Annotated in this window: 12 protein-coding genes and 1 pseudogene; 8 read left to right on the forward strand and 5 right to left on the reverse strand. The window is 71.7% G+C overall.

What is annotated here, in order from left to right; genetic code table 11:
- Nucleotides 1-199: pseudogene (locus ABYE80_RS09595) on the forward strand (NDP-sugar synthase); the annotation flags it as partial.
- An 86-nt stretch (nt 200-285) separates the two neighbouring features.
- On the opposite strand, the gene ABYE80_RS09600 reads toward ABYE80_RS09595, so the two are convergent.
- Together ABYE80_RS09600 and ABYE80_RS09605 are read right to left on the reverse strand one after the other, a co-directional pair.
- Nucleotides 286-1,290 carry a type IV toxin-antitoxin system AbiEi family antitoxin domain-containing protein gene (locus tag ABYE80_RS09600; protein WP_372790057.1) on the reverse strand — a complete coding sequence of 335 codons (1,005 nt, stop codon included), beginning with the start codon at nt 1,288-1,290 and terminating at the stop codon, nt 286-288.
- 90 nt (nt 1,291-1,380) lie between these two features.
- Nucleotides 1,381-2,190, reverse strand: coding sequence for a cytochrome c oxidase assembly protein (locus tag ABYE80_RS09605; protein WP_372790058.1), 810 nt, complete (start codon nt 2,188-2,190; stop codon nt 1,381-1,383).
- Between the two features lie 61 nt (nt 2,191-2,251).
- On the opposite strand from ABYE80_RS09605, the gene ABYE80_RS09610 reads away from it, so the two are divergent.
- From ABYE80_RS09610 to secA, 3 genes are all read left to right on the forward strand, one after another.
- Nucleotides 2,252-2,917, forward strand: coding sequence for a ComF family protein (locus ABYE80_RS09610; protein ID WP_372790059.1), 666 nt, complete (start codon nt 2,252-2,254; stop codon nt 2,915-2,917).
- A 131-nt stretch (nt 2,918-3,048) separates the two neighbouring features.
- Nucleotides 3,049-3,399 carry a ribosome hibernation-promoting factor, HPF/YfiA family gene (gene hpf, locus ABYE80_RS09615; RefSeq protein WP_372790060.1) on the forward strand — a complete coding sequence of 117 codons (351 nt, stop codon included), beginning with the start codon at nt 3,049-3,051 and terminating at the stop codon, nt 3,397-3,399.
- Nucleotides 3,400-3,546: 147 nt separating this feature from the next.
- A complete protein-coding gene (gene secA / locus ABYE80_RS09620; RefSeq protein WP_372790061.1) occupies nt 3,547-6,381 on the forward strand; it encodes a preprotein translocase subunit SecA in 2,835 nt (944 codons plus the stop codon).
- 42 nt (nt 6,382-6,423) lie between these two features.
- Here secA and ABYE80_RS09625 read toward each other — a convergent pair whose 3' ends face one another.
- Nucleotides 6,424-6,933: a hypothetical protein gene (locus ABYE80_RS09625; RefSeq protein WP_372790062.1), complete on the reverse strand. Its 510-nt coding sequence runs from the start codon at nt 6,931-6,933 to the stop codon at nt 6,424-6,426.
- A 42-nt stretch (nt 6,934-6,975) separates the two neighbouring features.
- Here ABYE80_RS09625 and prfB point away from each other — a divergent pair, with 42 nt between their 5' ends.
- The 4 genes from prfB to nadA are packed head-to-tail and all read left to right on the forward strand — an operon-like array spanning nt 6,976 to nt 11,472.
- Nucleotides 6,976-8,118, forward strand: coding sequence for a peptide chain release factor 2 (prfB, locus tag ABYE80_RS09630; protein WP_372790063.1), 1,143 nt, complete (start codon nt 6,976-6,978; stop codon nt 8,116-8,118).
- Between the two features lie 2 nt (nt 8,119-8,120).
- The gene (locus ABYE80_RS09635; protein WP_372790064.1) at nt 8,121-9,596 is read left to right on the forward strand and encodes an aminotransferase class I/II-fold pyridoxal phosphate-dependent enzyme; all 1,476 of its coding nucleotides are present in this window, start codon (nt 8,121-8,123) and stop codon (nt 9,594-9,596) included.
- Between the two features lie 29 nt (nt 9,597-9,625).
- On the forward strand, nt 9,626-10,462 hold the full coding sequence (gene nadC / locus ABYE80_RS09640) for a carboxylating nicotinate-nucleotide diphosphorylase (protein WP_372790065.1): 837 nt from the start codon (nt 9,626-9,628) through the stop codon (nt 10,460-10,462).
- Nucleotides 10,459-11,472 (forward strand): quinolinate synthase NadA, encoded by a 1,014-nt coding sequence (gene nadA, locus ABYE80_RS09645; RefSeq protein WP_372790066.1) that lies wholly within the window; start codon nt 10,459-10,461, stop codon nt 11,470-11,472. The genes nadC and nadA overlap by 4 nt, the downstream gene beginning before the upstream one ends.
- Here nadA and ABYE80_RS09650 read toward each other — a convergent pair.
- Complete coding sequence (locus ABYE80_RS09650; RefSeq protein WP_372790067.1) at nt 11,469-11,825, reverse strand: hypothetical protein; 357 nt, start codon at nt 11,823-11,825, stop codon at nt 11,469-11,471. The genes nadA and ABYE80_RS09650 overlap by 4 nt on opposite strands.
- 55 nt (nt 11,826-11,880) lie before the next feature.
- The coding region (locus ABYE80_RS09655; protein ID WP_372790068.1) for a M16 family metallopeptidase at nt 11,881-12,452 on the reverse strand (572 nt) is incomplete at its 5' end.

A 12,452-nucleotide genomic window follows, 5' to 3' on the forward strand; every position in this document is an offset into this window, starting at 1 on the left:
CGGTCGCGACGTGCGGATCGGCAAGAACGTCCGTCTCCAGGGCCCGCTCGTGCTCGGCGACGAGGCCGTGGTCGGTGACGGCGCGTGCCTGAAGGAGTCGATCGTGCTGCCGGGGACGCACGTCGCGCCGGAAGCGATCCTGATCGGCGCGATCGCGGGCCACGTCGGGATCGCCGCCTCGCTGCGCCGACCGGACTGACCCCCAACGCCCCCGCGGGAACGCGGGGGTGCGACGTTCCAGCGACGCTCAGGGTCGCTGAAACGCGGCACCCCCTACGGAGAGGCTCAAGCGACGCGCCGGTAGGCCGCTTCGGCGAGCAGGGAGCGCACCGTCGCCACGACCCAGCCTGGCCGCTGGACGACGTCGGCGTAGCGGAAGCGGTAGACGAGGTACCCGTCGCGTCGCAGTGCCCGGTCCCGCGCGCGGTCGCGCAGGCGCGCGCCCGCGGGGTCGTGCCAGCGCGAGTCGAGTTCGACGACGACCCGGAGCGCTCGCCACAGCGCGTCGACGCGAAACCGCTCCCCACCGGAGAGGCGCACGGTGCGCTGCATCTGCGGGTGGGGCAGGCCGGGGCGCTCGGCTCGGCGGATCAGGTTCAGGAACAGCTCCTCGAGCACGCTGTCGCACGTCTGGGGATCGAGGTGCCGGCCGGTCGCCAGTGCGGCGCGCAGCGGACCGATGCCGCGCCGGCCGGCGTGTCGGTCCATCGCGGACTGCAGCGCCGACTCGTCGAGCACGCGCTTCACCGCCGCGCGCTCGAGGGTCCGCTCGAGCCAGTGCGGCTCGAGCATCTCGGCGAGGTCGATGGCGGTGCGGGCGAACGTGGTCACCGGTACGCCGCGGATGGTCGTCACGTCCGCCGGATCGAGACGGCGGGTGTGATGGACGATCACGCCACGGGCGGTGCGCCTGGTCTCCGTCGTGACGTGCACGGTGCCGCCTCGCCGCCCGCGATCCCGGACGTCGAGGAGGACGGCCGCGGCGGTGTGGCTCGCGGCGGCGCCGCGGTGGGTGCCGTGGTCACGGTCCCAGCGGGCCGTCGCGAGCACCGCGGCCATCACGGGGGCGAGGTCGGGGAAGGCGGCGTGCCCCACCGCGTAGACGCCGGGGTGCAGCTTCAGGAGCCGGCCGCTCGCCAACCACCGATCGATCGTGCGGGGAGCGATCCCGTGGGCGGCGAGCTGGGTGCGATGGACGACGCCGTACTGGCCCGTCGCGATCCGCCCGACGCGGGCTGCCGTAGGGGGTGGGACGTCTGAGCGTCGCTGAGGGTCGCTGAAACGGTGCACCCTCCAAGCGTGGCGCGTGAACCGTGACGGGAATCCGACGACGTGTGGATCTTGTGCGCGCGTTCCTTGCGCGCCGGCGGCACACGCGCCTCAGACGTCGGCGAAGCGCTCTTCGCGCTCGTCGGCGCGGTCGGACTCCTCGAGGGCGCGGACGAACAGGTAGGCGAGGGCGATGCCCATGATGATCGACTGCTCGATGGCCATGATGGCGCCGGCGAGGGCCTGGTCGTCGAGGGCGCTCAGGCCCCAGAAGCGCGGCTGGTCCTCGTAGACCTCGTACAGGGCGTTCGGCGCGAACGTGAGGAAGATCCCGAGGAGCCCGACGAAGACCTTGGTGCCCGCCATGTAGACGACGGGGCCGAGCCCGCGCAGCGCGAGCCGCGAGCGGATCGGCGACAGGAGGTGCCACCAGTACAGGCCTCCCGCGAACGTGAAGCAGACGTGCTCGAGCACGTGCACGGTCTCGTGCCGCACGGCGGCGTCGTAGAGCGTGGGGACGTGCCACAGCCACATCAGTCCCACGTACACGAGCACGGCGAAGATGGGCCCGCCGAAGAACCCGAGCCGCGTCTCGACCGGGTGCAGGAGCCGCGTGGCCGGGCGCAGGATCACCTTGGTGAGCCCGAGCAGCAGGAGGATCGGCACCACGTCGATCAGGAGCACGTGCTGGACCATGTGCATCGCGAAGATCTGCTCGCCGAGCACGTCGATGGGCGAGAAGAGCGCGCCGGCGAGCGCCACGATGCCGGTCAGGTACACGGCCAGGCGCCAGGTCGGCGCGTCGCGGCGTCCGGTCGGCGTCGCGCGGATCGCCCGCCAGCGCCACAGGTACGAACCCAGCAGCAGGGCCACCAGGATGAGCGGCCCTGGGGAGAACGTCCACGAGGTTTCCGGCGACATCACGCACGATCGTTGCAGGTGGGTCTGGATTCGTGACGCCGGGCCGTCCCACGATGGCGGGATGCTCGTCCGCGATCTGGTCGATCTGCTGGTCCCGCCCGTGTGCCTTGCCTGCGGCGCGCCGGGCCGTGACCTGTGCGCCGCGTGCCGCCGCGCGCTGCCGTGGCTGGACGGTCCTCGCTGCGCCCGCTGCGGTCTGCCCGGGCGCTGCGGGACCCGGTGCCCGGCGGCGGGGCACGCGTACCGCTTCGCGTGGGCGCCGCTGGCCCACGGCGGACCCGCCCGCGCGCTCGTGTCGGCGCTGAAGTTCCGGCGGGCGACGGCGGCCGCCGGGGTGCTCGGCGCGGCGATCGCCGCGACCGCCCCGGCCGCCCTCCTCCGGGACGCGACCCTGGTCCCCGTGCCGCCCCATCCGGGACGGCGCCGCCAGCGCGGCATCGACCACGCGGCCCTGCTCGCCGAGGCCGTGGCGTGCCGCACTGGACGGCCGGTGGCCCACAGCCTGCGCCGCGAGCACGACGGCGCCCACCAGCTCGGCGCGGGGCGCGACGAGCGGCTACGCGCCGGAAGGATCGCCGTCGCGGTCGTCGGGACGCCGGGCGATCGGGTCGTGCTGATCGACGACGTCCACACGACCGGCGCGACGCTCGACGCGTGCGCACGGTCCCTGAACACGGGCGGAGTGGTGTCGGTCGGGGCGCTGACCGGGGTTCGCACGTTGCGCTGACGGGCCCGGCCCCTCCGATCGGACTCCCTACTTTTGGGTTAGCACATCTGGACGGAAGGGGTGTTGCGCCCCCGTACGGGGGTCCGTAGAGTCCGCCGCACCATCAGCCAACCCGACCCAGGAGGTATGGGATGCAGATCGAGTGCAAGGGCCGCAACGTCCCCGTCACGGATGAGCTCCGTGAGCACGTGCGGAAGCGCTTCGCGAAGATCGGCCGGCAGGTGAACAACGCCACACTCGAGATCGAGCTTCTCGAAGAGGCGAACCCCCGTATCGCGGAGAAGCACGTCGTCGAGGCGACACTCCACATGAAGGGCGTCACCCTGCGCGCCCAGGACGCGGCCCGCGATCTGCGTCACGCGATCAACCTCTGCGAGCAGGAGCTCGCCCGCCAGGTCAAGCGTCGCAAAGAGGTGCGCAAGCACCGGCGTGAGGCCCGCGCCCTCGGAGGGCTGGGTCAACGCATGGACGCCGCCATCTGAGCGAACCCCGACGGCAGCCGCCGTCACCCCGAGCCCAGCACCCCTTGCCGGGGGTGCGCGGACGCCGAGACGGCCTCCGCAATCGACAGCGTGCCCGCCGCCCTCACCGAGGTCGGCGGGCACCGCTGCGCTGGTACCCTCGACCCCATGGGTCTCCTTGATCGCGCGCTCAACGTCGGCGAGAAGAAGCAGTTCAAGAGCTACGAGAAGCGGGTCGCCTCGATCGGGGCCTTCGAGGAGCAACTCCAGGACGAGAGCGACGACACGCTGCGGGAGCGCTTCCAGGAGCTGAAGGAGCGCGTGCAGGAGGAAGGTGCGACGCTCGACGAGGTTCTTCCCGAGGCCTTCGCGCTGACCCGCGAGGCCGGTCGGCGCACGATGGGCATGCGGCACTTCGACGTGCAGCTCATCGGCGGGATGGTGCTGCACTCGGGGCAGATCGCCGAGATGAAGACCGGGGAGGGCAAGACGCTCACCGGCACCCTCGCCGTCACGCTCAACGCCCTGGCCGGCAAGGGCGTCCACGTCGTCACCGTCAACGACTACCTCGCGCGTCGAGACGCCGCGTGGATGAGCCCGATCTACCACTTCCTCGGGCTGACGGTCGGCGTGCTGCAGAACATGCAGCCGTACGAGGAGAAGCGTGCCGCGTACGCCGCCGACATCACCTACGGCACGAACTCCGAGTTCGGCTTCGACTACCTGCGCGACAACATGGCCACCTCGCTGGAGGAGAAGGTCCAGCACGGCGGGCGCTACACCGAGGACGGCCGCCCGCTCGCGACGCACAACTTCGCGATCGTCGACGAGGTCGACAACATCCTCATCGACGAGGCGCGGACGCCGCTGATCATCTCCGGCGCGCCGGAGCAGGCCGCGGAGGACTACCAGCGCTTCGCCAAGCTCGCGCGCGTCATGGTGTCCGGCAAGAAGCCGGAGAACATGGACCCGCGGATGAAGAAGGACTTCGTCGCCGACTTCGACTTCGAGTTCGACGAGAAGCACAAGACCGTCGCGGTGACCGAGCAAGGCGTCGCGAAGGCCGAGAAGTTCCTCGGCATCGACCACCTGTACCGCGCCGACAACGGGCACCTCGTCAACCACCTGATCCAGTCGCTGAAGGCCGAGTCGCTGTACAAGCGCGACGTGGACTACGCGGTCGTCGACGGCGAGGTCAAGATCATCGACGAGTTCACCGGTCGCATCCTCGACGGGCGTCGCTGGTCCGAGGGCCTGCACCAGGCGGTGGAGGCGAAGGAGGGGGTGCGCGTCCAGGAGGAGAACCAGACGCTCGCGACGATCACCCTCCAGAACTACTTCCGGATGTACGACAAGCTCGCGGGCATGACCGGCACCGCCCTCACCGAGGCGACCGAGTTCATGAAGATCTACAAGCTCGGCGTCGTGCAGGTCCCGACCAACCGGCCCATGGTCCGCATGGACCAGAACGATCAGGTCTACAAGACCAAGGACGGCAAGTGGAGCGCCGTCGTCCGGGAGATCGCCGAGCGCAACGCCAAGGGCCAGCCCGTGCTCGTGGGCACGATCTCCGTCGAGGTCTCCGAGATGCTCAGCGAGCGGCTCACGAAGCTCGGCATCAAGCACGAGGTGCTCAACGCCAAGCCGGAGTACGTCGCCCGCGAGGCGGAGATCGTCGCCGAGGCGGGTCAGTTCGGTGCCGTCACCATCGCCACGAACATGGCGGGCCGCGGCGTCGACATCAAGCTCGGCGGCAACGCGGAGCACCTGGCGGCGCTCGAGGTCCAGGGACAGCTCGGACTCAAGCCGGGGGACCCCGACTACGACGAGACCATCGCCAAGGTGACCGGCACGATCGAGGCCCGCGTCGAGGAGGCCCGTCAGAAGGTGATGGAGGCCGGCGGGTTGTTCATCGTCGGCACCGAGCGTCACGAGTCGCGTCGCATCGACAACCAGCTGCGCGGCCGGGCGGGCCGTCAGGGCGACCCCGGCGAGTCCCGCTTCTTCCTGAGCGCCGAGGACGATCTGGTCCGGCTCTTCGCCGGCGACCGCATCTACAAGATCCTGGACCGTCTCGGCACCCTGGACGAGGAGGGCAACGAGGAGCCGATCGAGGCGGGCATGCTGTCCAAGCAGATCGAGAAGGCGCAGAAGAAGGTCGAGGAGCAGAACTTCCTCATCCGCAAGCGCGTCCTCGAGTACGACGACGTGCTCAACAAGCAGCGCGACGTCGTCTACCGCTACCGCGACGACGTGCTGGAGGGGCGCGACATGGGCGGCGCCGCCCGCGAGAACCTCGGCGAGGTCGTGCAGCGCCTGGTCGACGAGTACACGCCCGGCGACTACGTGGAGGAGTGGGACCTCGACGGTCTCTGGACCGCGCTGGAGGACGTCTGGCCGGTCGGCGTCACGGCGGAGGACGTCGCCGGCGGGGGCATGGCCCGCGAGGAGCTCGTCGAGCGCCTCGCCGCCGACGCGATCGCCCGCTACGACGAGCGCCAGGAGGAGCTGGGCGAGGAGCTCATGCGGGCCCTCGAGCGCTACCTGCTGCTGCAGATCATCGATCAGCGGTGGAAGGAGCACCTCTACGACATGGACTACCTGCGGGAGGGCATCCACCTCCGCGGGTTCGCCCAGATCGACCCGCTGGTCGCGTACAAGAACGAGGGCTTCACGCTCTTCGAGGACCTGATCAACACGATCTGGTCGGACTTCGCCCGCATGATCTTCCACGTCGAGGTGGAGGTCGAGGGTGACGTGGCCGATCCGGCGGAGGCGCCCGCCGGAGCGGGGCCCGTGCAGGGCAACGTCCAGTACTCCGGTGGCGCGGGCGTGAGCGCGCTCGAGCTCGCGGCCGGCGGCGGCGGTGACGTCCTGGTCGGTGAGGAGGAGGCGGTCCCCGCCGTCCAGCAGCGCCGCGTCACCGAGACCGAGACCATGGGGCGCAACGAGCCCTGCTGGTGCGGCTCCGGCAAGAAGTTCAAGAAGTGCCACGGCGCCTGAGCGCGCCGTCCGGGCACCTGCGCTGACGGGCGAGCGGCCCGGTCAGGCGTCGTCGCGCGGCTTGCCGCGACCGGCGGCGGCGCGACCGCCGGGGAGCCGGTCCGCCACCCGGCCCAGGCGCTCCACCGCCCCTTCCAGCGGCATCGCGAGGCCCAGCGCACGCTCCAGGAGGGGCAGCGCCTCGACGAGCTCGCCCGCCCGGTCGGTGACCTCGCGGGCCCGCTCCTGCATCAGCCGGCCCTCGTCGACGAGCTGCCGGCCGCGCGCGTCGACCTTCTCGCCGAGGGCGAGGACCGCGTCGGCGCGGGCGTCGATGCGCTCACCGAGGTTCAGCATCGCGACGGCGCGGCGGTCCATGCGACCGGCCATCCCGAGCAGGTCGCCGCCGATGCTCTCGATCCGGTGGCCCAGCGCGAGTGCCTCGTCGAGGGTGGCCTCCAGCCGGTCGAGCCGGCGGGAGGTGTCCTGTGCGACCGTCGCGATCGTGTGGAGGTCGTCGAGGGCCCGCAGCAGCAGCTTCGGCGGGATCAGCAGCGGTGCGACGAGGTTCACGGATCCGACCATACCCGGCGCACGCTGCTAGCTTCGCGGGCGATGTCCACACCGTCCTCCACCGAGCCGACACCGCAACGCCTGCAGGCCATAGCCGCGCAACTCGCCGAGCTCCGCGATCACCTGCAGCCCGACGCCCTCGCCCGGCGTCTCGAGGAGCTCGAGGCCGAGATGGGGGCCAGTGGCTTCTGGGACGACCAGGACCGTGCCCCGAAGGTCAGCGCCGAGCACGCGCGCACTACGCGACGTCTCGACGCGTTCCGCGCCCTGCAGCGCGACGCCGAGGACCTCGAGGGTCTCGCCGAGCTGGCCGACGAGGACGACGAGATCGCCGCCGAGCTCGAGGAGCAGATCACCTCTGTCCAGAGCCGTCTCGCCGAGCTCGAGGAGGCGCGCCTGTTCTCCGGCAAGTACGACGCCGGCGACGCGCTCGTGACGATCAACTCCGGTGCGGGCGGCACCGACGCCCAGGACTGGGCCGAGATGCTGCTGCGGATGCAGATGCGCTGGGCGGAGTCCCGGGGGTTCTCCGTCGAGCTCCTGGAGGTCAGCGAGGGCACCGAGGCCGGGATCACGTCCGCGACGTTCCGCGCCTCGGGGGAGAACGCCTACGGGCTCTTCAACGCCGAGAAGGGCGTGCACCGCCTCGTGCGGATCAGTCCGTTCGACTCCCAGAACCGCCGCCAGACCGCCTTCGCCGGCCTCGAGGTCGCGCCGATCGTCGACGAGGTCGGGGACGTCTCCATCGAGCCCGACGACCTGCGGGTGGACACCTACCGGGCCTCCGGGGCCGGCGGTCAGCACGTGAACAAGACCGACTCGGCGGTGCGGATCACGCACGTCCCCACCGGGGTCGTCGTGCAGTGCCAGAACGAGCGCTCGCAGTCCTCCAACCGCGAGACGGCGATGAAGATGCTCCGCGCGAAGCTCCTGGAGCGCGCCGAGCAGGAGCGCAAGGCGGAGATCGCCAAGGCCAAGGGCGAGTCCGAGGTCGTCGGCTGGGGATCGCAGATCCGCTCCTACGTGCTGCAGCCGTACACGATGGTCAAGGACCACCGGACGGGTCACGAGGTCGGGGACGCGGCGAAGGTGCTCGAAGGGGATCTCGACGGGTTCGTGCGCGCGGAGCTGCTGCGTGCCGCCGGGAAGGCTCCGACGGCCGAGGGCGGGTCGGACGAGGTCTAGGCGTGACGCCGTTCAGCGACGACCAGCCACGCGCCCCGTACCTCGATGCCGTCGTCGGCTACGGCTTCCGCGGGCCGGGCCGCTTCCACGTGCCCGGGCACAAGGGCGGGGTCGGCGCGGACCCGGGGCTGCGCCACGCCATCGGGGACGACGCGCTGCTGCTGGACGTGCCCCAGGACATCCACGGCATCGACATCGGCCCGTCGCCGACGCCGTACGAGCGGGCCGAGGCCCTCGCCGCCGAGGCGTATGGCGCGCAGCGGACGTTCTTCCTCACCAACGGGGCGACGCAGGGCAATCACGCGCTGGCGCTGGCGCTTGCGCCGCTCGGCACCCGCGTGGTGGCGCAGCGCAACTCGCACGCCTCGCTCGTGGACGGACTGGTGCTCAGCGGCGGGTTGCCGTCCTTCGTGGCGCCGGAGGTCGAGACGGAGCTGGGGATGGCCCACGGGGTCGATCCGCAGCGGCTGCGCCAGGCGCTCGCCGACGCGCCCGACGCGCGGGCCGCCTTCGTCGTGTCCCCGACCTACTACGGCATGTGCGCGGACGTCACCGGGCTCGCGGACGTGGCGCACGAGGCCGGGGTCCCGTTGATCGTCGACCAGTCGTGGGGGCCGCACTTCGGCTTCCATCCCGACGTTCCGGCGAGCGCGCTGGCGCTGGGGGCCGACGCGGTCCTGACCTCGACCCACAAGATCGTCGGCGCACTGACGCAGAGCGCGATGCTGCACGTCGGCACGAGCGGCCGCGTCGACGTGGACGCGGTGTCCCGCGCGCTGCGGCTGCTGCGCTCGACGTCCCCCTCGTCGCTGCTGCTCGCCTCGCTGGACGGCGCCCGCCGCCAGCTCTCCATGCACGGGGAGGCCTTGCTGCACGAGACGCTCGCGGCGATCTCGCGCACGCGCGAGAAGCTCGGCACGGTGGCCGGGATCCGGGTGATCGGCGCCGACTTCGTCGGCACGCCCGGCGTGGCGGACTGGGACCCGCTGCGGATCGTCGTGGACGTCCGCGGCACCGGCTGCTCGGGGTACGCGGTCGCGGATGCGCTGCGACGCGTCTACGACGTGAACGTCGAGCTCGCGACCCACGCGACCTTCGTCCTGCTCGTCGGGCTCGCCGAGGAGCCGATCGCCCTCGAGCGCGTCGCGGGTGACATCGACGAGATCGTGGGCCGCATCACCGTGGCCGGCACGGGGGAGGCCCTCGTCGCGCCCCACGCCGTGGTCGAGAACGAGATGGTCGTCGCACCACGGGACGCCTTCCTGGGGCGGTCCGAGCGGGTGGCGGTCGAGCAGGCCGTCGGACGCGTCTCGTGCGAGTCGATCGCGGGGTACCCGCCCGGCATCCCGGCGCTGCTGCCCGGCGAGCGGATCACGGCGGAGACCGTGACGTACCTGCGGGCGCTCGTCGCGGGCGGGTCGCGGCTGCACGGCGCCAGCGACCCGACGTTCGCGCACGTGCACGTCCTGGCCGAGTAGACGGGCGCGCGAGCCATATCCTGCGGGCCATGGACCCCCGGGATCTCGAGGACCTCGTCGCGCGTGCGCTGGCGGAGGACGTGGGCGGCGGCGACGTCACGGCGCAGGCGACGGTCCCGCCCGGAACGCGGGGGACCGCGCGCATCACGCTGAAGGCCGCGGGCGTGCTCAGCGGGTTCGCGCCGGCCGAGCGCACCTTCCGCGCGTGCGACCCGGAGGTCGAGCTGCGCTGGCACGTCGCCGAGGGCGAGCTGCTGGAGCCCGGGACCTCGGTGTTGACCGCGACCGGGGACGCCGCCGCGCTGCTGGCCGCGGAGCGGACCGCGCTGAACTTCCTGCAGCGGCTGAGCGGCGTGGCCACCGTCACGCGTCGGTACGTCGACGCCGTGGCCGGCACCGGGACCCGCATCCTCGACACGCGCAAGACCACGCCGGGGCTGCGCCTGCTCGAGAAGCAGGCGGTCGCGCACGGCGGCGGGCACAACCACCGCATCGGCCTGTTCGACGAGGTGCTCATCAAGGAGAACCACGCGGCCATGGCGGGCGGCGTCGGCCCGGCCGTGCGGGCCGCGCGTGCGCGGTTCCCCGACCTGCCGCTGGTCTGCGAGGTCCGGGACGAAGCCGAGATCGACGAGGCGCTCGACGCCGGCGCGCCCCGCCTCCTGCTGGACAACTTCGACGAGGACGCGCTGCGGGCGGCGGTGCGGCGCGTGGGGGACCGGGCCCGTACCGAGTCCAGCGGCGGGGTCACGCTGGACAGCGTCAGGGCCCGAGCGGCGACGGGCGTAGACTTCATCTCGGTCGGTGCGCTCACCCACTCCGCCCCGGCCCTGGACCTGTCCCTGATCCTGGAGCCCCTGCGATGAACCTCCCCATGGCCCCGGTCCGCGGCGGCGTCGCCGCACCGTCACCCGAAGAGATCCACGCTCTGCAGTCCGAGGTGCGCGAGCTGGCCGCCGAGCGCGGGGCGGTCATCCTCGCCCACAACTACCAGCTGCCCGAGATCCAGGACGTCGCGGACTACGTCGGTGACTCGCTGGGACTCAGCCGTCAGGCGGCGGCCTCCGAGGGCGATCCGATCGTCTTCTGCGGCGTGCACTTCATGGCGGAGACCGCGTCGATCCTGTGCCCGGAGAAGACCGTGCTGATCCCGGATCTCGACGCCGGCTGCTCGCTCGCCGACTCGATCACCCCGGACGAGCTGCGCGGCTGGCAGGCCAAGCACCCCGGTGCCGTGACGGTCATGTACGTGAACACGACCGCCGAGATCAAGGCGCTGACCGACTACTGCGTCACGTCCTCCAACGCGGTCAAGGTCGTGGAGCACATCTACCGCGAGCACGGCGAGGACACCGAGATCCTCTTCGGCCCGGACATGTTCCTCGGCGCCTACGTCGAGAAGACGATGGGGCGCAGGATGCACGTCTGGGACGGCGAGTGCCACGTGCACGCCGGCATCCGTCCGAGCGACATCACCGCGGTCCGCGAAGCCAACCCGGACGCCGACTTCCTCATCCACCCGGAGTGCGGATGCTCGACGAGCGTCATGGAGTACGTCGCCGCCGGTGACGTCGACGCCGAGGGCGTGCACATGCTCTCCACGGGCGGCATGCTCGACTACGCCGAGCACGCGAAGGGCACGGGCAGGAAGGTCGTCATGGCGACGGAGACCGGCATGCTCTACCCGTTGCAGCTCGCGGCGCCCGACGTCGAGTTCGTGCCGGCGAACCCCGAGGCGAGCTGCCGCTACATGAAGATGATCACGCTGCCCAAGCTCCGGGACTGCCTGCGGGACGGCACCGGTCTGGTGAAGGTGCCCGAGGCGATCGCGGAGCGCGCCCGCGTGCCGATCGAGCGGATGGTCGCGATCGGCTAGATCGCGAGCAGGTCGAGGCCGTGGTCGACCGCGGCCCGCACGGACGGGAGCGTGAGCAGCTTGCGCTCGAGCTCCGCGGGCGTGTAGCAGTGCACGTCCGCCCTGGCACCCATCTCCGCGCCGTCCCACAGGCTGCCGGCCTGGTAGACCCGCTCGAGCCACGGCACGCCGTCGAAGTGGCGTGAGACGAGCACGAGCACGAACTCCTCGCCGCGCTCCCGCTGCGTCCCGGCTCCCCGCAGGTCCTCGACGCGCGCGCCGCCCAGCAGGGCACGCTCCAGCGTCCAGCGGTCGCAGATCCGCTGGACGTACCGCGCGAGTTCGCGCTCGTTGACGGTCTCGGCGACGGTCACGACCAGCAGAGAGTGGCACAGCCGGTCCTCACCGTGGGAGAACGGGCTGCGGACCTCAGAACTCGTCGGCGTCGTGCGGGCCGACGCAGGCGACCGAGAGCGTCTCGGGGTCGACCCGCCGCGCGATGTCGGCGACCTCGTCGTAGGTGACCGCGTCGAGCGCCGCGATCGCCTGGTCGGGGTCGAGGTCCTCGCCGTGCACGATCGCCTGGTTGGCGGCGTACCGCGCCACCGCGTTGGTGTTCTCGAACGCCAGGACGCGGCGGCCTGCGGCGTACGCGCGAGCGCGGGCGACCTCCTCCTCCGTCGGACCGTCGGCGTGCAGCTCACCCACGATCTCCCGCATCCGGGTGTACGCCTCGATGCACTTCGTCGAGTCCAGGCCGGCGGAGAGCTGCAGGACCGGCACGTCGGCGTAGGCGTGGTCCACGGCGTGCACCGAGTAGCAGAGACCGCGCTGCTCACGGATCTCGTCGAACAGCCGGGATCCCATCGAGCCGCCCAGCAGCGTCGAGTAGATGGTCATCGCGGCGCGCTGCTGCCGGTCGTCGACGTCCACGTCGGGCCGGTAGCTCATCCGCAGGTGCGACTGGTTGGAGTCGCGCCGCTCGACCAGCGTCTGGGGCA

The organism is Paraconexibacter sp., assembly GCF_041602235.1.
Classification (GTDB): Bacteria; Actinomycetota; Thermoleophilia; order Solirubrobacterales; family Solirubrobacteraceae; genus Paraconexibacter.